The sequence below is a fragment of the Actinotalea endophytica genome (genome assembly GCF_025717005.1).
Classification (GTDB): Bacteria; Actinomycetota; Actinomycetes; order Actinomycetales; family Cellulomonadaceae; genus Actinotalea.
The window spans coordinates 178,667-199,545 of sequence record NZ_JAOVZU010000005.1 but is presented as its reverse complement, the minus strand read 5'-3'; the positions used below and the strand labels follow the sequence as shown (position 1 = coordinate 199,545).

22 protein-coding genes are annotated in these 20,879 nt (G+C 72.5%); 17 read left to right on the top strand and 5 right to left on the bottom strand.

Annotated elements, in window-relative coordinates:
• Nucleotide 1: 1 nt before the first annotated feature.
• The 8 genes from whiA (at nucleotide 2) to hypB (ending at nucleotide 6,410) form a co-directional block, all read left to right on the top strand.
• On the top strand, nucleotides 2–982 hold the full coding sequence (whiA, locus tag OEB99_RS10285) for a DNA-binding protein WhiA (RefSeq protein WP_263509959.1): 981 nt from the start codon (nucleotides 2–4) through the stop codon (nucleotides 980–982).
• Between the two features lie 176 nt (nucleotides 983–1,158).
• Nucleotides 1,159–2,163 (top strand): type I glyceraldehyde-3-phosphate dehydrogenase, encoded by a 1,005-nt coding sequence (gene gap, locus OEB99_RS10280; protein ID WP_263509958.1) that lies wholly within the window; start codon nucleotides 1,159–1,161, stop codon nucleotides 2,161–2,163.
• Nucleotides 2,164–2,281: 118 nt separating this feature from the next.
• Nucleotides 2,282–3,463, top strand: coding sequence for a phosphoglycerate kinase (locus tag OEB99_RS10275; RefSeq protein ID WP_263509957.1), 1,182 nt, complete (start codon nucleotides 2,282–2,284; stop codon nucleotides 3,461–3,463).
• The gene (gene tpiA, locus OEB99_RS10270) at nucleotides 3,460–4,254 is read left to right on the top strand and encodes a triose-phosphate isomerase (RefSeq protein WP_263510124.1); all 795 of its coding nucleotides are present in this window, start codon (nucleotides 3,460–3,462) and stop codon (nucleotides 4,252–4,254) included. Before OEB99_RS10275 ends, tpiA begins: the two co-directional genes overlap by 4 nt.
• A gap of 139 nt (nucleotides 4,255–4,393) precedes the next feature.
• Nucleotides 4,394–4,639, top strand: a complete 246-nt coding sequence (secG, locus tag OEB99_RS10265; protein WP_263509956.1) for a preprotein translocase subunit SecG — start codon at nucleotides 4,394–4,396, stop codon at nucleotides 4,637–4,639.
• 16 nt (nucleotides 4,640–4,655) lie between these two features.
• Nucleotides 4,656–5,003, top strand: a complete 348-nt coding sequence (locus tag OEB99_RS10260; RefSeq protein ID WP_263509955.1) for an RNA polymerase-binding protein RbpA — start codon at nucleotides 4,656–4,658, stop codon at nucleotides 5,001–5,003.
• A 69-nt stretch (nucleotides 5,004–5,072) separates the two neighbouring features.
• Complete coding sequence (locus OEB99_RS10255) at nucleotides 5,073–5,402, top strand: hydrogenase maturation nickel metallochaperone HypA/HybF (protein WP_263509954.1); 330 nt, start codon at nucleotides 5,073–5,075, stop codon at nucleotides 5,400–5,402.
• Nucleotides 5,403–6,410 (top strand): hydrogenase nickel incorporation protein HypB, encoded by a 1,008-nt coding sequence (gene hypB, locus OEB99_RS10250; RefSeq protein WP_263509953.1) that lies wholly within the window; start codon nucleotides 5,403–5,405, stop codon nucleotides 6,408–6,410.
• A 2-nt stretch (nucleotides 6,411–6,412) separates the two neighbouring features.
• Here hypB and pgl read toward each other — a convergent pair whose 3' ends face one another.
• The 5 genes from pgl to tkt form a co-directional block, all read right to left on the bottom strand.
• Nucleotides 6,413–7,168: a 6-phosphogluconolactonase gene (pgl, locus tag OEB99_RS10245; RefSeq protein WP_263509952.1), complete on the bottom strand. Its 756-nt coding sequence runs from the start codon at nucleotides 7,166–7,168 to the stop codon at nucleotides 6,413–6,415.
• On the bottom strand, nucleotides 7,165–8,082 hold the full coding sequence (locus OEB99_RS10240; RefSeq protein ID WP_263509951.1) for a glucose-6-phosphate dehydrogenase assembly protein OpcA: 918 nt from the start codon (nucleotides 8,080–8,082) through the stop codon (nucleotides 7,165–7,167). The genes pgl and OEB99_RS10240 overlap by 4 nt, the downstream gene beginning before the upstream one ends.
• Nucleotides 8,083–8,098: 16 nt before the next feature.
• Nucleotides 8,099–9,637: a glucose-6-phosphate dehydrogenase gene (gene zwf / locus OEB99_RS10235; protein ID WP_263509950.1), complete on the bottom strand. Its 1,539-nt coding sequence runs from the start codon at nucleotides 9,635–9,637 to the stop codon at nucleotides 8,099–8,101.
• Nucleotides 9,634–10,764, bottom strand: coding sequence for a transaldolase (gene tal, locus OEB99_RS10230; protein ID WP_263509949.1), 1,131 nt, complete (start codon nucleotides 10,762–10,764; stop codon nucleotides 9,634–9,636). The genes zwf and tal overlap by 4 nt, the downstream gene beginning before the upstream one ends.
• Nucleotides 10,765–10,848: 84 nt before the next feature.
• The gene (gene tkt, locus OEB99_RS10225; RefSeq protein ID WP_263509948.1) at nucleotides 10,849–12,930 is read right to left on the bottom strand and encodes a transketolase; all 2,082 of its coding nucleotides are present in this window, start codon (nucleotides 12,928–12,930) and stop codon (nucleotides 10,849–10,851) included.
• A gap of 344 nt (nucleotides 12,931–13,274) precedes the next feature.
• Between tkt and OEB99_RS10220 the strand changes: the two genes are divergently transcribed.
• The 9 genes from OEB99_RS10220 (at nucleotide 13,275) to OEB99_RS10180 (ending at nucleotide 20,842) form a co-directional block, all read left to right on the top strand.
• A complete protein-coding gene (locus OEB99_RS10220; protein ID WP_411910684.1) occupies nucleotides 13,275–14,228 on the top strand; it encodes a heme o synthase in 954 nt (317 codons plus the stop codon).
• A 1-nt stretch (nucleotide 14,229) separates the two neighbouring features.
• The gene (xerD, locus tag OEB99_RS10215) at nucleotides 14,230–15,159 is read left to right on the top strand and encodes a site-specific tyrosine recombinase XerD (protein WP_263509947.1); all 930 of its coding nucleotides are present in this window, start codon (nucleotides 14,230–14,232) and stop codon (nucleotides 15,157–15,159) included.
• A 63-nt stretch (nucleotides 15,160–15,222) separates the two neighbouring features.
• Nucleotides 15,223–16,083 (top strand): ParA family protein, encoded by an 861-nt coding sequence (locus OEB99_RS10210; protein WP_263509946.1) that lies wholly within the window; start codon nucleotides 15,223–15,225, stop codon nucleotides 16,081–16,083.
• Entirely contained in the window at nucleotides 16,073–16,924 is an 852-nt protein-coding gene (locus OEB99_RS10205) for a segregation and condensation protein A (protein ID WP_263509945.1), read from the top strand. Before OEB99_RS10210 ends, OEB99_RS10205 begins: the two co-directional genes overlap by 11 nt.
• Nucleotides 16,921–17,556, top strand: a complete 636-nt coding sequence (gene scpB, locus OEB99_RS10200; RefSeq protein WP_263509944.1) for an SMC-Scp complex subunit ScpB — start codon at nucleotides 16,921–16,923, stop codon at nucleotides 17,554–17,556. The genes OEB99_RS10205 and scpB overlap by 4 nt, the downstream gene beginning before the upstream one ends.
• Complete coding sequence (locus OEB99_RS10195; RefSeq protein ID WP_263509943.1) at nucleotides 17,553–18,299, top strand: pseudouridine synthase; 747 nt, start codon at nucleotides 17,553–17,555, stop codon at nucleotides 18,297–18,299. The genes scpB and OEB99_RS10195 overlap by 4 nt, the downstream gene beginning before the upstream one ends.
• Before the next feature lie 52 nt (nucleotides 18,300–18,351).
• Nucleotides 18,352–19,461, top strand: coding sequence for a prephenate dehydrogenase (locus OEB99_RS10190; protein WP_263509942.1), 1,110 nt, complete (start codon nucleotides 18,352–18,354; stop codon nucleotides 19,459–19,461).
• Nucleotides 19,458–20,168, top strand: coding sequence for a (d)CMP kinase (cmk, locus tag OEB99_RS10185; protein WP_263509941.1), 711 nt, complete (start codon nucleotides 19,458–19,460; stop codon nucleotides 20,166–20,168). Before OEB99_RS10190 ends, cmk begins: the two co-directional genes overlap by 4 nt.
• Entirely contained in the window at nucleotides 20,165–20,842 is a 678-nt protein-coding gene (locus tag OEB99_RS10180; RefSeq protein WP_263509940.1) for a lysophospholipid acyltransferase family protein, read from the top strand. Before cmk ends, OEB99_RS10180 begins: the two co-directional genes overlap by 4 nt.
• Nucleotides 20,843–20,879: the final 37 nt, after the last annotated feature.

Here is a 20,879-nt window from a genome sequence, read left to right as displayed (position 1 = left end):
CATGGCGCTCACGGCACAGGTCAAGGACGAGCTCGCCCGGTTGCCGGTCGAGAAGACCTCGTGGCGCAAGGCGGAGGTCTCGGCCACCCTGCGCTTCGCCGGTGGACTGCACATCATCTCCGGCCGCATCGTGATCGAGGCCGAGCTGGACACCGGCGCGGCCGCACGGCGCCTGCGCCAGTTCATCACCGAGGTCTACGGGCACACCTCCGACGTGGTGGTGGTCAGTGGCGGCGGTCTGCGCAAGGGCACCCGGTACGTGGTCCGCGTCGTGCGCGACGGGGAGTCGCTCGCCCGCCAGACCGGGCTGCTCGACAACCGTGGTCGCCCGGTGCGTGGCCTTCCGCCGCAGGTGGTCAGCGCCGGCGTGGGGGAGGCCGAGGCCGCGTGGCGCGGTGCGTTCCTCGCGCACGGGTCGCTGACCGAGCCCGGACGGTCGGCGGCGCTGGAGATCACCTGCCCCGGCCCGGAGGCGGCGCTCGCCCTGGTCGGGGCCGCGCGCCGGCTGGGGATCGCCGCGAAGGCCCGCGAGGTGCGTGGTGTCGACCGCGTGGTGATCCGCGACGGCGACGCGATCGGCGCGATGCTGACCCGGCTCGGCGCGCACGACGCCGTGCTGGTCTGGGAGGAGCGCCGGATGCGCCGCGAGGTCCGCGGGACGGCGAACCGGCTGGCGAACTTCGACGACGCGAACCTGCGCAGGTCGGCGCGGGCCGCGGTCGCGGCGGGTGCCCGGGTCCAGCGGGCCTTCGAGATCCTCGGCGAGGACGTGCCGGACCACCTGCGTGAGGCCGGGATGCTGCGGCTGGAGCACAAGCAGGCGTCCCTCGAGGAGCTCGGTCAGCTGGCCGACCCGCAGCTCACCAAGGACGCCGTCGCGGGGCGCATCCGGCGCCTCCTGGCGACCGCCGACAAGCGAGCCGCGGAGCTCGGGATCCCCGACACGGAGGCCGGGCTGACGGCCGATATGCTCGACGTCTGAGACACCCACAGCGAGGCTGCCCAGCGTCTGGACGAACGTCCTAGCGCGTATGTGTCCGACGTGTAACCTGAGTCTCACTGGCACTCTCAGGACGACGATGCCAGGCGCGTACAGCGCCGTACGCAACCGTTCCATGACCAGATGCGTGCCCCATTGGCACGCTCCGAGGAGGCACAGTGACCATCCGCGTCGGGATCAACGGCTTCGGCCGCATCGGGCGTAACTTCTACCGGGCTCTCGTGGCCGCCGGGGCCGACATCGAGGTCGTCGGCGTCAACGACCTCACCGACAACAAGACCCTCGCGCACCTGCTCAAGTACGACACGGTGCTCGGCCGCTTCCCGCTGAGCGTGGACTACGACGACGAGAACATCATCGTCGGCGGCAAGAAGATCCGGGCCCTCGCCGAGCGCGACCCCGCGAACCTGCCGTGGGCCGAGCTGGGCGCGGACATCGTCATCGAGTCGACCGGCTTCTTCACGGACGCGACCAAGGCCAAGGCCCACCTCGACGGTGGCGCCAAGAAGGTCATCATCTCCGCGCCGGCGAAGAACGAGGACGCCACGTTCGTGATGGGTGTCAACCACACCGACTACGACGCGGCTGCGCACAACATCATCTCCAACGCGTCCTGCACCACGAACTGCCTCGCCCCGATGGCGAAGGCGCTCAACGACGCGATCGGCATCGAGCGCGGTCTGATGACCACGATCCACGCCTACACCGGTGACCAGAACCTGCAGGACGGCCCGCACCGCGACCTCCGTCGCGCCCGCGCCGCCGCGCAGAACATCGTGCCGACCACGACCGGTGCGGCGAAGGCCGTCGCCCTCGTGCTCCCCGAGCTCAAGGGCAAGCTGGACGGCTACGCGCTGCGCGTGCCGACCATCACCGGTTCGGCGACCGACCTGACCTTCACCGCCTCCAAGGAGGTCACGGTGGACGAGGTCAACGCCGCGGTGAAGGCCGCTGCCGAGGGCCCGCTCAAGGGCATCCTCGAGTACGTGGACGACCCGATCGTCTCGAGCGACATCGTCACCAACCCGCACCAGTCGATCTTCGACTCCGGCCTCACCAAGGTGATCGGTGACCAGGTCAAGGTCGTCGCCTGGTACGACAACGAGTGGGGCTACTCCAACAGCCTGGTCAACCTGACCGTGTTCGTGGGCGAGCGTCTCTGATCTCGTCCGGTCTTTGACCACGTCCCGTTCATGACCGACGTCCGCGGAGCCCTGCCGGGCGCCGCGGACGTCGGCATGTCGGCACCCTCTCACCACCTCTGAGCTCACGAGGAGCACCATGAAGACCATCGACGACCTCGGCGACCTGCGCGGCAAGCGCGTGCTGGTCCGCTCCGACTTCAACGTGCCGCTCGACGGCACGACCATCACCGACGACGGCCGGATCCGGGCGGCCCTGCCGACCCTGACCCGGCTGCTCGACGCCGGCGCCCGCGTCGTCGTCACCGCGCACCTCGGTCGCCCGACGGGCGAGCCGGACCCGAAGTACTCGCTCGCCCCGGTGCAGGCCCGCCTGTCCGAGCTGCTCGGCAAGCCGGTCGCCCTCGCCGAGGACGTCGTCGGCCCGTCGGCGCAGGCCACGGTCGCCGCGCTCGGCGACGGTGAGATCGCGCTGCTGGAGAACATCCGCTTCGACGCCCGTGAGACGTCCAAGGACGAGGCCGAGCGCGGCGCGCTGGCCGACGAGCTCGCGGCCCTCGCCGACGCGTTCGTCTCCGACGGTTTCGGCGTGGTGCACCGCAAGCAGGCGTCGGTGTACGACGTCGCGCTGCGCCTGCCGCACGCCGCCGGTTCGCTCGTGCTGACCGAGGTCCAGGCGCTGCGCAAGGCGACCGAGAACCCCGAGCGTCCCTACGTGGTCGTGCTGGGCGGCGCGAAGGTCTCCGACAAGCTCGGGGTCATCGCGAACCTGCTCACCAAGGCGGACACGCTCCTCATCGGCGGCGGCATGGTCTACACCTTCCTCGCCGCGCAGGGGCACGAGGTCGGCTCGTCGCTGCTCGAGGCGGACCAGGTCGACACCGTGCGCGGATACCTCGAGGAGGCCGGCGACAAGATCGTCCTGCCGGTCGACATCGTCGCTGCGGACGGCTTCGCGGCCGACGCGCCCCACGAGATCGTCGACGCCGACGCGATCCCGGCCGGGAAGATGGGCCTGGACATCGGCCCGCGCTCGGGCGAGCTCTTCGCGAAGGCGATCCTGGGTGCCAAGACGATCGCCTGGAACGGCCCCATGGGCGTGTTCGAGTTCCCGGCGTTCGCCGCCGGCACGAAGGCCGTCGCCCAGGCCCTGGTGGACACCGAGGGCTTCTCGATCGTCGGCGGTGGCGACTCCGCCGCGGCCGTGCGGCTGCTCGGCTTCGACGAGGCCGGCTTCGGCCACATCTCGACCGGCGGCGGCGCGAGCCTGGAGCTGCTCGAGGGCAAGACCCTTCCCGGTATCGCTGTTCTGGAGGACTGATGACCCGCACGCCGCTCATGGCGGGCAACTGGAAGATGAACCTGGATCACCACCAGGCGATCCATCTGGTCCAGAAGCTCGCGCTGATCCTGAAGGACGCCAAGCACGACGTCTCCGACGTCGAGGTGGCCGTCATGGTGCCGTTCACCGACATCCGTTCGGTGCAGACCCTGGTCGACGCCGACAAGCTCGACATCGCCTACGGCGCGCAGGACGTCTCGAAGCACACCGAGGGCGCCTACACCGGCGAGATCTCGCCAGTCATGCTGGCCAAGCTCGGCTGCCGCTACGCGGTGGTCGGGCACTCGGAGCGCCGCGAGTACCACGGCGAGGACGACGCGACCTGCGCGGCCAAGTGCGCCTCGGCGTTCGGCCAGGGCCTCGTGCCGATCCTCTGCGTCGGTGAGGGCCTGGAGATCCGCAAGGCCGGTGAGCACGTCGCGTACACCCTCGCGCAGCTCGAGGGCAGCATGGCGGGTCTGACGGCCGAGCAGGCCGCCACGATCGTCATCGCCTACGAGCCGGTCTGGGCGATCGGCACCGGTGAGGTCGCCACGCCGGAGGACGCGCAGGAGGTCTGCGCGGCGATCCGGGGCAAGCTGTCGGACCTGTACGGCGCAGAGGTCGCCGACGCGGTCCGCGTGCTCTACGGCGGCTCGGTGAAGTCGGGCAACGTCGCGGCGATCATGGCGAAGTCGGACGTCGACGGTGCGCTGGTCGGCGGTGCGAGCCTGGACGCCGAGGAGTTCGCGAAGATCGTGCGCTACCAGTCCCACCAGGTGGGCATCTGACGTAGCGTCCGGGGCCCGCCCGAGCGGTCGGGCGGGCCCCGACCACGCCCGGCGTCGCTTCACCCGAACCGTGGTTCGGTGCTGGGGCTGACGTCGCCTATCCTTGATGTTCGACTGCCCACGACGACGAGAGACGGATATGGACGTCCTGAAGATCATCCTCCAGGTGCTGCTCGTGATCAGCAGCTTCCTCGTCGTGGTGCTCGTGCTGCTGCACAAGGGCCGTGGTGGCGGGCTGTCGGACATGTTCGGCGGCGGTGTGTCGAGCAGCGCAGGGAGCTCCGGTGTCGCGGAGCGGAACCTCAACCGGATCACCGTCGGTCTGGTGCTGGTGTGGACCGCGATCGTGGTCCTGCTCGGTCTGATCCAGCGCGTCAGCGGCTGAGAAGGGTTCAGGATCCATGGCGAGCGGAAGTGCGATCCGCGGCTCCCGAGTGGGTGCCGGTCCGATGGGCGAGGCTGAGCGCGGCGACGCCGCGCCTCGGGTCTGGGTGTCCTACTGGTGTGCCAACGGGCACGAGACCCGTCCGAGCTTCGCCGAGGAGGCCGGCATCGAGGTCCCCGAGACCTGGGACTGCCCGCGCTGCGGCTTCCCGGCCGGCCAGGAGAAGGACAACCCGCCGGCGCCGGTGCGCAACGAGCCGTACAAGACGCACCTGGCCTACGTGAAGGAGCGGCGGACCGACGAGGACGGCGCCGCGATCCTCGAGGAGGCGCTGGCCGCGCTCCGCGCGCGCCGCGGCGGCTGATCACTCCGGACGCTGGTCCCACTCGCACGGTGGTCGCCGTGCCTAGTCTGTGGGCACGGAGGGCGCCGGATGCATGAGCTGTCGATCACCCAGGACGTCGTTCGCACCGTGGTGGCACACACCGACGGGCGGGCGGTCCGAGGCGTACGGCTGCGCATCGGCACCCTCGCCGGCATCGTCCCCGACGCCGTGCGCTTCTGCTTCGACCTGGCCGTGACGGGCACGACCCTCGAGGGTGCCTGGCTGGACATCGAGGAGGAGCTCGGCAGGGGACACTGCCGGGTGTGCGGGACGGAGTTCGACATGCCGGACCTGCTTCCCCAGTGCCCGTGCGGGAGCACGGACGCCGAGGTGGTCGCGGGCCGGTCCCTGGTGGTGGCGTCGGTGGAGGTGGTCTGAGTGTGCGACACCTGCGGGTGCGGGGCGACGGACGTGCGGGTGGTCGACCCGGCGAGCGGTGCGGTGACGCACACGCACGACGGCGTCACGCACACCCACACCCCCGATGAGCCGCACAGCCATGACGGCGGACTCACCTTCCACACGCACGACGCGCCGCCCGCGGAGCACGCGGTTTCGGCGGCCGACCCGGTCGGCGGGCACGCGCACACCGCGCCGTCGGCCGAGCCGGTCGGCGGGCACGCGCACACCGCGCCGTCGGCCGAGCCGGTCGGCGGGCACGCGCACACCGCGACGATGGTCGAGCCGGCCGCCGGGCACGCGCACACCGCGACGATGGCCGAGCCGGCCGGGCACGAGCACACCACCACCATGGACCTCGAGCTCGACGTGCTCGGCAAGAACGACGCGCTGGCCGCGACGACCAGGGCCTGGCTGGCCGAGCACGACATCGTCGCGCTGAACCTGATGAGCTCGCCCGGCAGCGGCAAGACGACGTTGCTCGAGCGGACCATCCGCGAGACCTCCGACCGGCCCGTGCTGGTCGTCGAGGGTGACCAGGAGACCCTGCTGGACGCCGAGCGGATCCGCGCCGCAGGCGCCCGCGCCGTGCAGGTCAACACCGGCGCCGGGTGCCACCTCGACGCCGAGATGCTGCAGACCGCGCTGCAGAGCCTCGCCCCCGAGCCAGGATCCCTCGTCATGGTGGAGAACGTCGGCAACCTGGTGTGCCCGGCCCTGTTCGACCTCGGCGAGGCCGCCCGGGTGGTCGTCATCTCGGTCACCGAGGGCGACGACAAGCCACTCAAGTACCCGCACATGTTCGCCGCGGCGGACCTCGTCGTGGTGAACAAGACCGACCTGCTGCCCTACGTCGACTTCGACGTCGAGGCGCTCACCCGGCACGCGCGCACGCTGCGGCCCGGGGTCGAGGTGCTTCCCCTGTCGGCGAAGACCGGGGAGAACCTCGACGCCTGGTACGCCTGGCTGGACGCCCGGCGCCCCTGACCTCAGGGGCCGGCAGTCCCGCCGGGCAGCGCCGCCGCCGCAGCCAGGTCGAGCAGCCACAGCGTGGCGTCCGTCCCGCGCACGCCCGCGGCCGGCACGTCCCACCTGTCCGCGCCGGGCGCGGCGGCGGCCGCGACCGCGTCGGCCTTCTCCGCACCCGAGACGAGGAACCACACCTGTCGCGCGCGCATCAGCGCGTCGAAGGTGAGCGAGACCCGATCGGCCGGCGGCTTGGGGGAGTCGTGCACCGGCACGGTGATCGTGCCGCCGGCCGTCTGGGCCGGGTGGTGCGGGAACAGCGAGGCCACGTGCGCGTCCGGGCCGACCCCGAGGAGGACGACGTCGAACGGCCCGGTGCCGTGGTCCCGGACGGTCGCCGCATAGCGCTCCGCGGAGTCCTCGGTGGACTCGCTGGTGTCGGGACCGGGGACGCGGTGCACGAGGGCGGGGTCCAGGCCGAGCTCCATCAGCCCGGCGTCGTCGCACTGGGTGCAGTTCCGGTCGGGGTTCCCGCTGGGCAGGTAGCGCTCGTCGCCCCACCACACCTGCACCCGCGACCAGTCGACCGCGGCGCGCGCCGGGATGCGGGCCAGGGCCGCGACGGTCGCGGCGCCCATCGACCCGCCGGTGAGGACCAGCTCGGCGATCTCCCGTTCGGACTGCGCGTCGACGAGCGCCGTGACCAGGCGGGCCGCGACGGCGTCGGCGAGGACCTGCTTGTCGGGGTGCACCACGAACCGGGGCGTGGGCCCGGTCATGCCGCACCGATCCGGTGCAGGCCGTCGGTCAGCACCGCGCCGTAGACCTCGTCGGCGTCGAGCCGGCGGAGCTCTTCGGCGAGGCACTCGGTGAGGGTGCGCAGCGGCATGGCGATCGTGCGGTCCGGCTGGCCGGGCTGGCTGAGCGTCGCGACCCGCCCGTCGGGCCGGTCCAGCACCACCGGGCCGGAGCTGCGCTCGAGCCGAACCTGGGTGACACCCTCGACGTCGGGGCTGAGCTCGGTCTCCACCGGGCAGCGCAGCGCGTACGCGAGCCACGCCACGAGCAGGGTCACCGACGGGTGCGTGTCGTGGCCGGCGACGACGGCCTTCGTCACGCGCTCGTACGGGGGCTGGTCCAGGGCGGCGGCGAGCAACCCACGCCAGACCGTGAGCCGGGTCCAGGCGAGGTCCGTGTCTCCGTCGCGGTAGTTCTCGCGCAGCTGCCGCAGGCTGTCACCGGGGTGACGGCAGGCCAGCGTGTCGCTGATCCGGCGGTGGGCCATGCCACCGAGCGGGTGGTCGAAGGGGTCCTCGGGCACCTCGTTCGGCCACCACGTGACGATCGGCGCGTCGGGCAGGAGCAGCGGCGTGATGAGCGTGTCGGCGTGGTCGAGCAGGTCGGGGCCTGCGCGCAGCACGATGACCTCGCTCGCGCCGGCGTCCCCGCCCACACGGATCTGGCCGTCGAGGCGGGCCTCGGGGTTGCCGCACCGGCACAGCACGATGATCCGGCAGGGGTGCTCGCGGCTCGCGACGTTCGCGGCCTCGATGGCGGGCTCGGGGTCGCGGTCGCCGGCGTCGATCACGAGGGTGAGCACGCGTCCGAGCGCGATGGCGCCGCCCTCGTCGCGCACCTGGACCAGCGCCCGCGCGACGTCCCCGGTGGTGGTCTGGGGCAGGTCGATGATCATGTGGTCCTCCGGGTTCTCACGGCCGGCGCCAGGCGCGGCCGTCGCGGGCCATCATCGCGTCCGCGGAGGTCGGGCCCCACGAGCCGGACTCGTAGGGGTCGGGTGCGCCGTGCTTGGCCCAGTACTCGATGATCGGGTCGAGGATCTGCCAGGACAGCTCGACCTCGCGCTGACGCGGGAAGAGCGGCGGGTCGCCGAGCAGCACGTCCAGGATCAGCCGCTCGTAGGCCTCCGGGGAGGACTCGGTGAAGGCATGGCCGTACCCGAAGTCCATCGTGACGTCCCGCACCTCCATGGCCGTGCCGGGCACCTTGGAGCCGAACCTCAGGGTCACGCCCTCGTCGGGCTGCACCCGGATCACGAGGGCGTTCTTGCCGAGCTCCTCGGTCGCGGTGGACTGGAAGGGCAGGTGGGGAGCGCGCTTGAAGACGACGGCGACCTCGGTCACCCGGCGGCCGAGGCGCTTGCCGGTCCGCAGGTAGAACGGCACTCCGGCCCAGCGGCGGGTGTCGATGTCCACCCGGATCGCGGCGAACGTCTCGGTGGTCGAGGTCGGCGGGACGCCGTCCTCGTCGAGGTACCCGTGCACCTTCTCGCCACCCTGCCACCCCGCGACGTACTGGCCGCGCGACGTGTGCTTGCCGAGGTCACGGGGCAGGCGCACCGCGGAGAGCACCTTCTCCTTCTCGGCGCGCAGGTCGTCGGCGTCGAACGAGACGGGTTCCTCCATGGCGGTCAGCGCGAGGAGCTGGAGCAGGTGGTTCTGGATCACGTCGCGGGCCGCGCCGATGCCGTCGTAGTAGCCCGCACGGCTCGCGATGCCGATGTCCTCGGCCATCGTGATCTGCACGTGGTCGACGTAGTTGGCGTTCCAGATCGGCTCGAAGAGCTGGTTCGCGAAGCGCAGCGCCAGCAGGTTCTGGACCGTCTCCTTGCCGAGGTAGTGGTCGATCCGGAACACCGACTCGGGTGCGAACACGCGGGAGACGACGCCGTTCAGCTCACGCGACGAGGCGAGGTCGCTGCCGAAGGGCTTCTCGATGACGACCCGGCGCCAGGTGCCCTCGCGCTGCTCGGACAGACCCGATCGCGCGAGCTGCTCGAGCACGAGTGGGAACGCCTTCGGCGGGACGGACAGGTAGAAGGCGTGGTTGCCGTTGGTGCCCTGCTCGGCGTCGAGCTCGGCGACCTGCTCGCTGAGCCGGTCGAAGGCGGACTCGTCGCCGAACTCACCCTGGACGAAGCGGATCCCGGAGGCGAGCTGCTTCCAGGTGTCCTCGCGGAACGGTGTGCGGGCGTGCTCCTGGACCGCGTCGTGCACCACCTGGGCGAAGTCCTGGTCCTCCCAGTCGCGCCGGGCGAAGCCGGTGAGCGCGAAGCCGGGTGGCAGCAGGCCGCGGTTGGCGAGGTCGTACACGGCGGGCATGAGCTTCTTGCGCGCCAGGTCTCCGGTGACGCCGAAGATCACCAGCCCGCACGGGCCGGCGATGCGCGGCAGTCGCCGGTCCCGCGGATCGCGGAGCGGGTTGTGCTCCGCACTGATGGCTCTGCTCACCTGGTCGCCTCCAGGCCCGTTCGCACGGTGTCCCGAAGGTTCTCCCAGCTGTCGATGAACGCCTGCACTCCTTCGACCTCCAGCTCGTCGGTCACATCGTCCAGGTCCACGCCTGCGGTTGCCAGCCGAGCCATGACGGTACGCGCGTCATCCGCGTCGAGCGCGGTCGGGCCGGTGATCGTCCCGTGGTCGGCCACGGCGGCCAGCGTCGTGCCCGGCATGGTGTTGACGGTGCTCGGGGCGACGAGCTCGTCGACGTAGCGGGTGTCCCGGTACGTGGGGTTCTTCACGCTCGTCGATGCCCAGAGCGGCCGTTGGGGGAGCGCGCCGGCCCGAGCCAGCCGCTCCCACCGGGCGGATGCGGTGTTCTCCTGCCACAGCGCGTAGGCGAGCCGGGCGTTGGCGATCGCAGCGGTGCCGCGCAGGGCGAGCGCCTCGTCGTCGCCGATCTTCTCGAGCCGGTCGTCGACCTTCGTGTCGACACGGGACACGAAGAACGACGCGACCGAGGCGAGACCGGCCAGGGTCACGCCCGCGGCCTGCGCGCGCTCCAGGCCCGCGAGATGCGCCTCGATGACCCGTTCGTAGCGCTCGAGCGAGAAGATCAGGGTCACGTTGACGCTGATCCCCTCGGCGAGCACCTGGGTGATCGCCGGGAGCCCCTCGACGGTCGCCGGGATCTTGATGAACAGGTTGGGGCGGTCGACCGTGCGCCAGAGCCGCCGGGCCGCCTCGACGGTGCCGTCGGTGTCGTGGGCCAGACGCGGGTCGACCTCGATCGAGACCCGGCCGTCCACGCCGCCGGTCGCCGCATGGACGTCGGCGAGGACGTCGCAGGCAGAACGCACGTCGTCGGTCGTGATCCGGAGCACGGCGTCGTCGAGCGAGGCCTGCTGCTCGGCCAGCTCGCCGAGCTGGGCGTCGTAGGCCTGCGTGCCGCTCAGCGCCTTGGCGAAGATCGACGGGTTCGAGGTGACCCCGATGACGCCGCGGGTGAGCACGAGGTCGGCCAGGACGCCGTCGCGCACCAGTGGGCGCGACAGGTCGTCCAGCCACACCGCGACACCCGCGTCACGCAAGGCGCTGAGCGGGCCGGGTAGCTCCGCCGGCAGGATCTGGGCGGACATGGGCAGCTCCCTTCCTGGCGGATCGTCGGACCCGCCGATGAACGGTGTCGGCGCAGAGCGTCGACGTGCTGCCCCGCTCCCGGGCTAGCCGGCCGCGGCGATCGACTCGCGAGCCGCGGTGATCACGGCCTCGGTGGTGATGCCGAACTCCCGGTAGAGGGTCTGGTAGTCGGCCGACGCCCCGTAGTGCTCGAGGGAGACCGACCGGCCCGCGTCACCGACCAGGCCCGCCCACGGCATCGCGATACCGGCCTCGACGGAGACCCTGGCGCGCACGGTGGGGGGCAGCACGCTCTCACGGTAGGCACGGTCCTGGCGTTCGAACCACTCGAGGCACGGCGCGGAGACGACGCGCGTCGGGGTGCCGGCGGCCTCGAGGTGCGTGCGCGCCTCGACGGCGAGCGAGACCTCGGAGCCGGTGGCGATCAGGATGACCTCCGGGGCGCCGTTCGACGCGTCGAGCAGCACGTAGGCCCCCTTGGCCACGCCGTCGGTGGTCGCGTACCCGTCGACCCCGCGCGGGAACACCGGGATGTTCTGCCGGGTCAGGACGATGCCGGCCGGGCGCTCGCGCTGGGCGAGGATCGCCTGCCAGGCGGCGGCGGTCTCGTTCGCGTCGGCCGGGCGCACGATGTCCAGGCCGGGGATCGCGCGGGTGGCCGCGAGGTGCTCGACCGGCTGGTGGGTCGGGCCGTCCTCGCCGAGACCGATCGAGTCGTGGGTCCACACGAAGATCGAGGGCACGCCCATCAGCGCGGCCAGACGCACCGCGCCGCGCATGTAGTCGCTGAAGGTGAAGAAGGTGCCGCCGTACGGCCGGGTCAGGCCGTGCAGGGCGATGCCGTTGAGGATCGCGCCCATCGCATGCTCGCGGATCCCGAAGTGCAGGGTGCGGCCGTACCAGTCACCGGCGAACTCGTGCGACGAGCGCTCGGGCGGCAGGAACGAGGGCTCGCCCTTCATCGTGGTGTTGTTCGAGCCGGCCAGGTCGGCCGAGCCGCCCCACAGCTCGGGCAGCACGGGTGCGAGGGCGCCGAGGATCTTGCCGGAGGCCGCGCGCGTTGCGACCGAGGTCCCGGCCTCGAACGTGGGAAGGGCGTCGGCCCAGCCCTCGGGGAGCTCGTGCGCGACGAGCCGGTCGAGCAGTGCGGAGCGCTCGGGGTTGGCGGCACGCCACTCGGCGAGCCGGACGTCCCACTCCGCGTGCGCGGCCTCGCCCCGACGGACCGCGGCCCGGGTGTGCGCGATGACCTCGGGCTCCACCGCGAACGACGCGGTCGGGTCGAAGCCGAGGACCTCCTTGAGCGCGGCGACCTCGTCGCCACCGAGCTTGGCGCCGTGCGCACCGTGGGTGTTCTTCGCGTGCGGGGCCGGCCAGGCGATGATCGTGCGCAGGCGGATGATCGACGGCTGGTCGGTGACCGCCTTCGCGGCCTCGATCGCGGCGTTCAGGGCCTCGACGTCCTCGACGTACTCGCCGGTCGCCGTCCAGTCGACGGACTGGGTGTGCCACCCGTAGGCCTCGTAGCGGGCCAGCACGTCCTCGGTGAACGCGATCGACGTGTCGCCCTCGATCGAGATGTGGTTGTCGTCCCAGACGACCACGAGGTTGCCGAGCTTCTGGGTGCCGGCGATCGAGGACGCCTCCGAGGACACGCCCTCCTGCAGGTCACCGTCGGACGCGATCACGTAGACGTGGTGGTCGAACGGGCTCGTGCCGGGTGCTGCATCCGGGTCGAGCAGGCCGCGCTCCCGGCGGGCGGCCATCGCGAACCCGACCGCGCTGGACACGCCCTGGCCGAGCGGACCGGTGGTGATCTCGACGCCGGCGGTGTGGCCCCACTCGGGGTGACCCGGGGTCTTGGAGCCCCAGGTGCGAAGCGCCTCGAGGTCCGACAGCGACAGGCCGTAGCCGGCCAGGTACAGCTGGATGTACTGGGTGAGGCTCGAGTGGCCCGCCGAGAGGATGAAGCGGTCGCGGCCGAGCCATTCCGGCTGGCTGGGGTCGTGGCGCATCACGCGCTGGTAGAGCAGGTAGGCGAGCGGGGCCAGCGAGATCGCCGTCCCAGGGTGGCCGTTGCCGACCTTCTCGACCGCGTCTGCGGCCAGCACTCGCACGGTGTCCACCGCGCGACGATCAAGGTCGGTCCACTCCAGCGCGTTCACGTCAGCTCGATCCTTCCCGGGGAGGGGATCTGGGGCACGCTCCGTGCGGGATCAAGGGCCCGGACGAGCACGGGTCCACCGTCGTCGGTGACCGCGACGAGCCTAGCCGCCCATGTCTGGGACCACTGTCCGTGTCCGACGTGCGAACCGTCGCCGTGGGGCCGGGACGATCACCCGGCGACGGGCAGTGGGACTCCTGTCCCTTGCCGCTCGCGCGTCGTTCGCTCTCGGCAGGGCGTCATCTCCTGTGAATGCGGCCTCCGTCGCCTACCATGGTCCCCGACGCCGGAGGCCGGGCCGGTGCGCGACCTCACCGCGAACGGAGCAAGCCGACAGTGCGCAGCGTGACCGAGTCGTCGGCGGTGGCCGACGGGCCCGCTCAGGCGCCGGGTGCCCGCGTCGCCGCGGTGGGCGTGCGCGTGGTGCGCAGCGCAGCCGCCTACGTCGCGCTGACCAAGCCGCGGATCATCGAGCTGCTCCTGGTGACCACCGTGCCGACGATGATCCTGGCGGCCGGCGGGCTCCCGTCGATCGGTCTCGTGCTCGCGACGTTGGTCGGGGGCACTGCGGCCGCAGGCTCGGCGAACACCCTGAACTGCGTGCTCGACCGCGACATCGACTCGGTGATGAACCGCACCAAGCGGCGCCCGCTGGTCACCGGCGAGGTGAGCCCGCGGGCTGCGACCGTGTTCGGCGTGGCGCTCGGGATCGGTGCGGTCGCCTGGTTCTGGGTCCTGGTCAATGCCGTCGCCGCGCTGCTGTCGCTGGCCGCGATCCTGCTCTACGTGGTCGGCTACACGATGCTGCTGAAGCGCCGCACGCCGCAGAACATCGTGTGGGGTGGGATCGCCGGGTGCATGCCCGTGCTGATCGGCTGGTCCGCGGTGACCGGCTCGCTCGCCTGGGCCCCCGTCGCGCTGTTCCTCGTGATCTTCTTCTGGACGCCCCCGCACTACTGGCCGCTGTCGATGCGGTTCCGCCGCGACTACGCGCAGGCCGGCGTCCCGATGCTGCCCGTGGTGGCCGGCGAGGTCCGGGTCGCCGTCGAGATGGTCGTCTACACGGTCGCGATGGTGGCGGCGTCGCTCGCGCTGGTGCCGCTCGCCGGGATGTCCTGGGTCTACGCCGCCGTCGCGACGGTTCTCGGGGCGTGGTTCACGGCGCAGGTCGTCGGGCTGCTGGTCCGAGCCCGGCGCGCGGGCGGCAAGCTGGGTGAGATGAAGGTCTTCCACCACTCGATCACCTACCTGACGCTCCTGTTCGTCGCGGTCTCGGTCGACCCGTTCCTGCCGGTCTGAGGTGGGCTCCGACCGGCTCGAGGGTGCGGCGACGGCCTACCTCGACCACCTCGCGGTCGAGCGGGGCCTGTCCGCCAACACGCTCGCCGCGTACCGGCGCGACCTGAGCAGGTACCAGTCCTACCTCGCGGCGCGTGGGCGCACCGACCTCGCCGAGGTCAGCGAGGCGGACGTCCGCGACTACGTGCTCGCGGTGCGCACCGGCGCCGACGGCGGGCGGGCGCTGGCGGCCTCGTCGACGGCCAGGATGGTCGCCGCCGTGCACGGGTGGCACCGGTTCGGCGCCCTGGAGGGCTGGACCGTGACCGACCCGGCGAGCCCGGTGAAGCCGCCGGCCCGGCCCAGGCGACTGCCCAAGGCACTCGGCGTGGCCGAGGTGACCGCGCTGCTCGAGGCCGCCGGGATCGGTGACGGGCCCGTGCCGCTGCGCGACCGCGCGCTGCTCGAGCTGCTCTACTCCACGGGTGCCCGGATCAGCGAGGTGGTCGGGCTCGACGTCGACGACCTCGACCTGGAGACCGGCGAGGTGCTGCTGCGCGGCAAGGGTGACAAGCAGCGCGTCGTCCCGGTCGGCTCGTACGCGCGCGACGCCGTCGAGGCGTACCTCGTGCGGGCCCGCCCGGAGCTCGCAGCGCACGGCCGGGGGACACCGGCGATCTTCCTGAACACCCTCGGCCGGCGGCTGTCGCGGCAGTCCGGCTGGGCGGTCCTGCGGCTCGCGGCCGAGCGGGCGGGACTGACCCAGGCCATCTCGCCGCACACGCTGCGGCACTCGTTCGCGACGCACCTGCTGGCCGGTGGCGCGGACGTGCGTGTGGTCCAGGAGCTCCTCGGGCACGCGTCGGTGACGACCACGCAGATCTACACCCAGGTGAGCCCCGAGCTGCTGCGTGAGGTGTACGTCGCGGCCCATCCGAGGGCGGTGGGCTGAGGGTTCGCGCCACCCCGGCGGAGCGGCGCTGGCCGGGGCTTCTCCTGAGGTAACCTCGGGCGGGTGACGGACCTCGAGGCGCCCCGGGCAGACCCGGTCGGACGGCCGTTGCCCGAATTCCAGGAGCCCTCGCCGCTGGCCGGCACCGGACCGGCCCGGATCATCGCGTTGTGCAACCAGAAGGGTGGGGTGGGCAAGACCACCACCACCATCAACCTCGCGGCGGCGCTGGCCGACTACGGGCGCAAGGTGCTCGTCGTGGACTTCGACCCGCAGGGCGCCGCATCGGTGGGACTCGGGGTCAACCCGCACGAGCTCGACCGCACGGTCTACAACCTCCTGATGGAGCGCGGCTCGGCGTTGGCCGACGTCGTGCGGCCGACCGCGGTCGAAGGCCTGGACCTGCTCCCGGCCAACATCGACCTCTCCGCGGCGGAGGTCCAGCTGGTCGGGGAGGTCGCTCGTGAGTCGATCCTGTCCCGCGTGCTGCGTCCGGCCGAGGAGGACTACGACGTCGTCCTGATCGACTGCCAGCCGTCGCTGGGTCTGCTCACCGTCAACGCGCTGACCGCGGCGCACGGCGTGCTCATCCCGCTGGAGTGCGAGTTCTTCGCGCTGCGCGGCGTGGCGCTGCTGATCGAGACCGTCGAGAAGGTGCGGGACCGGCTCAACCCCCGGCTCCAGGTCGACGGCATCGTCGCGACCATGTACGACTCGCGGACCCTGCACTCGCGCGAGGTGCTCGCCCGGGTGCACGAGGCGTTCGGCGACCAGCTCCTGCAGACCGTGATCGGGCGGACCGTGAAGTTCCCGGACGCGTCCGTGGCCGCGGAGCCGATCACCACGTACGCACCGACGCACGCCGGAGCGGTCGCCTATCGGCAGCTGGCTCGCGAGCTGGTGGCGCGCGGCGATGCCGCCTGAGGAGCTCGCAGCGTCGAGCCGGCCCGGACCGTTCGAGGTCCACCTGGACAACTTCTCCGGGCCGTTCGACCTGCTGCTGGGTCTGATCACGCGGCACAAGCTCGACATCACCGAGGTCGCGCTCGCGCAGGTGACCGACGAGTTCATCGCTGCGGTGCGTGCGGCGGAGCAGTCCGACCAGCCGTGGGAGCTCGGGCGGATCAGCGAGTTCCTGGTCGTGGCCGCCACGCTGCTCGACCTCAAGGCGGCCCGGCTGCTCCCGGGCGAGCTGGACACCACCGAGGACCTCGAGCTGCTGGAGGCCCGCGACCTGCTGTTCGCCCGGCTGCTGCAGTACCGCGCCTTCAAGGACGTCGCCGGGTTCCTCGGCGAGCGGCTCGCGTCGCAGTCGCGCCGGGTGCCGCGGGCCGTGGCGCTCGAACCGCAGCTGGCCGCTCTGCTGCCCGAGCTGGTCCTCGCGATCGGGCCCGAGCACCTCGCCGCACTGGCTGCTCGCGCGCTGGCGCCGAAGCCGGTCCCGGTGGTCTCGCTGAGCCACCTGCACGCGACCCCGGTCAGCGTCCGTGAGCAGGCGGCGGTGCTGGTCGACCGGCTGCGCAGGACCGGTGCGGCCACCTTCCGGTCGCTGGTGTCCGACGCCGGGGAGACCGTCGTGGTCGTCGCGCGGTTCCTCGGGCTGCTCGAGCTGTTCCGCGAGGGCCAGGTGGCGTTCGACCAGGTCGACCCCCTCGGCGAGCTCACCGTGCGCTGGACGGGCAGCGCCGAGGGCGACGTCGAGGTCAACGACGACTACGACGAGGCGGCGGGCTCGGAGCCCGCGCCCCTGCAGGAGGACGCATGAGCGATCACGAGGACCTCGGGCGCCCGGTCGACGAGGTCGCAGCCGAGCCCAAGCCGGACGAGCTGGCGTTCGACGTCTCGGTGCTGCCCGGCGGGGCTCGAGCAGCTCTCGAGGCGGTGCTGATGGTCGCCGACGAGCCGATCCCGGCGGTGCGCCTCGCGACGGCGCTGGGCCTGCCGACGGTGGAGGTCGAGGCCCTGCTCGCCGGCCTCGCGGAGGAGTACCGCACGGAGCTGCGCGGGTTCGAGCTGCGCCAGGTCGGCGACGGGTGGCGGTTCTACTCGTCGGCCGCGCACGCGGACGTGGTGGGCCGGTTCGTGCTGGACGGGCAGTCCGCGCGACTCACCCAGGCGGCCCTGGAGACGCTCGCGGTGATCGCGTACCGGCAGCCGGTGACCCGGGGGCAGGTCTCCGCGGTACGCGGTGTGAACGTCGACTCGGTGGTCCGCACCCTGGCCGCCCGGGGACTGGTGATCGAGGCCGGGACCGAGCCTTCGGGCGCACTGCTGTACGTCACGACGCCGTACTTCCTCGAGCGGATGGGCATGACGAGCCTCGACGAGCTCCCGCCGCTCGCGCCGTACCTGCCCGACCTCGAGGCGCTCGACCTCGACGAGGACGCGTCCGCGTGAACGAGCCGGGTGGGTCGGGAGGCGCCGAGGGCGTCCGACTGCAGAAGGTGCTCGCGGGCGCAGGCCTGGGCTCGCGGCGGGCGTGCGAGGAGCTGATCGCCCAGGGGCGGGTGCAGGTCGACGGCGAGGTGGTCCGCGAGCAGGGCATGCGCGTCGACCCCACGACGGTGGTGCTGCACGTCGACGGCATGCGGGTGCAGCTGGACCCCGATCTGGTCACGATCGCGCTGCACAAGCCGAAGGGCGTGGTCTCGTCGATGCACGACGAGAAGGGGCGCCCGGACCTGTCCGGCCTGGTGGCCGACCGTCGGGTGTTCCACGTCGGCCGGCTGGACGCTGACTCCGAGGGGCTGCTCCTGCTGACCAACGACGGTGAGCTCGCCCACCGGCTCGCGCACCCGTCCTACGAGGTCACGAAGACCTACGTGGTGACCGTGGAGGGCAGGGTGAAGCCCGGCGTGGGTCAGGCGCTCAAGCGGGGGATCGAGCTGGACGACGGGCCGGTGCGGGTGGACGCGTACACGGTCCTGGAGACCTCGCCGCGCCGCAGCCTGGTCCAGGTCGACCTGCATGAAGGCCGCAACCGGATCGTGCGGCGGATGTTCGACGCCGTCGGTCACCCCGTCACCCGTCTGGTGCGGACCCGGATCGGCCCGGTGCGGCTCGGGCAGCTCAAGCCGGGACAGACTCGGGTGGTGGCGGGCAACGAGCTCGGCGCCCTGATGGCCGCCGTGGACCTGTGACCCGCTACGCTCGCTGGTCGTCCAGCGCGTCCGACCGGAAGGACCCCGCACGGTGAGCGAGCAGTCCGTGGTCGCGACCCGAGGCCCGGTGCGCGTGGTCGGCACAGGCCTGCTGGGCACGAGTGTCGGCCTCGCGCTGCGCGCCGGTGGTGTGGACGTGGTGCTCAGCGACCCGTCGCGGACCACTGTGCTGCTGGCACGCGACGTCGGCGCAGGACGGCTGCCGGTCGAGGACGAGCCCGAGCCTGCACTCGTGGTCGTCGCGGCCCCGCCCGACGTGACCGCCGAGGTCGTGCTCGCGGAGCTCGCAGCGCACCCGGGGGCCGTGGTCACCGACGTGTCGTCGGTCAAGGGTGCGATCGCCGCGGCCGTCGCGGCAGGCGGCGGTGACCTGCGCCGCTACGTGGGGTCGCACCCGATGGCCGGGTCCGAGCGTTCCGGCCCCACGGCGGCCCGCCCGGACCTCTTCACCGGCCGTCCCTGGGTGGTGGCCGCGCCGCCGGAGGCGGAGCCCTCGGCGGTTCTTGCGGTCCGGACGCTCGCTGTCGACACCGGTGCGACGCCCGTCATGATGGCCGCGGCCGAGCACGACGCCGCCGTGGCGCTGGTCTCGCACGTGCCGCAGGTGGCGGCGTCGCTGGTCGCGTCGCAGCTGCGAGCCGCGCCGCCCGGGTCGCTCGACCTGGCCGGCCAGGGGCTGCGCGACGTGACCCGGATCGCGGCGAGCGACCCCGCTCTGTGGACCTCGATCCTGGCGGCCAACGCGGCGGCGGTGGCGCCCGTGCTGCGGGCGCTGCGCGGTGACCTCGACGCGCTGATCGACGCGCTCGACGCGGCGACGGGCGACCCCGCGGCCGACGGTGCGCTCGGCACGCTCGCCGGTGCGATCGCGGCAGGCAACGCGGGTGTCGGCCGGGTGCCCGGCAAGCACGGTGGGTCGCACGCGACGTACGACGTGGTCACGGTGCTGGTGCCGGACCGTCCGGGCGAGCTCGGCCGTCTGCTCGTGGACATGGGCGACGTGGGTGTGAACCTCGAGGAGCTCGCGATCGACCACGCGCCGCGGCAGGCGGTCGGTCTCGCCTCGATCTCGGTGCTGCCGGGCCTCGGCGAGCACCTGGAGAGCCAGCTGGAGGCGCGCGGATGGCGGGTGGCGGGATGAGCGTGCGGACCCCGCTCGTCGTGGCGGTCGACGGGCCTTCCGGATCGGGCAAGTCGAGCGTGAGCCGCCAGGTGGCCGCCCACCTCGGCCTGGCGTACCTGGACACGGGTGCGATGTACCGCGCGGCCGCGTGGTGGTGCCGTGAGCAGGGTGTCGACCTGGCGGACACCGACGCCGTCACGCAGGCGGTGCACGCCATGGTGCTCGAGCTGGACCTCAACCCGAGGTTCCCGGTGTTCCGCGTGGCCGGGCACGACGTCGGCACCGCGATCCGGGCCTCGGCGATCTCGGAGGTCGTCTCGCAGGTGGCGACGAACCTCGACGTGCGCGCGGACCTGGGGCGCCGGCAACGGGCCGTGATCGAGCTCGAGTGCACCCCGGAGGGCTTCAGCGAGGGACGTGGTGTCGTCGTCGAGGGGCGGGACATCACCACCGTCGTCGCCCCGGACGCCGACGTGCGGCTGCTGCTGACCGCGAGCGAGGAGGCCCGGCTGGCCCGTCGTGCTCGTGAGCTGCACGGGACCGACGACGCGGCCGCCGTGGCCGCGACCCGCGACCAGGTGGTGGGCCGGGACGCGAAGGACTCCACGGTGGTCGAGTTCCGCACCGCCGCGGACGGCGTGGTGACCGTCGACTCGTCGGGTCTCGACCTCGAGCAGACGGTGCGTGCCGTGCTCGACCTGATCGAGAGCCGGACGGGGGAGTGAGCCCCGCGGGGCCGCACGCGCCCGGGCCGGCCGGTCCGGTGTGGTCGCGCCAGGTCGGACGGTTCCTGGCCCACGTCGTGTGGAGCACCCGGGTCGTCGGGGTCGAGAACCTGCCGAGCACCGGTCCGGTGGTGGTCGCGGCGAACCACGTGTCGATCGTCGACGGCCCGCTGCTGCACGGCGCCCTGCCGCGTGGCTCGCACATCCTGGTCAAGCAGGAGATGTTCCACGGTCCGATCGGGCTGATCCTGCGTGGTGCCGGGCAGATCCCGGTGGACCGCAGCAGTGGGCGCAGCGCGCTGGAGGCGGGTCTCGCGGTGCTGCGACGTGGCGGGGTGGTCGGGATCTTCCCGGAAGGGAACCGCGGGCGTGGCGACGTCGCCGGGGTGCGCGCGGGTGTGGCGTGGCTCGCCGTGAACGGCGGCGCCCCGGTGGTCCCGGTGGCGATCCTCGGCACGCGGCGGACCGGCGAGAGCCTCGGCCACGTCCCGGCGCTGCGGCGGCGTTTCGTGGTCGAGCTGGGTGCCCCGGTGGAACCTGCCGGCGGCGAGGGGATGTCGCGCCGGGAGGCCGTCGCCGCGACGGCGGACGCCGTGGCGGCCCGGTTGGCCGAGCACGTCCAGGGCGCGTCGGAGCGCCACGGCCTGCCGCTGCCGGCTGACGGCCCCGACTGAGCTCGGCGGTCCGGTTCGTCGCTCGGGGCCGGTTCAG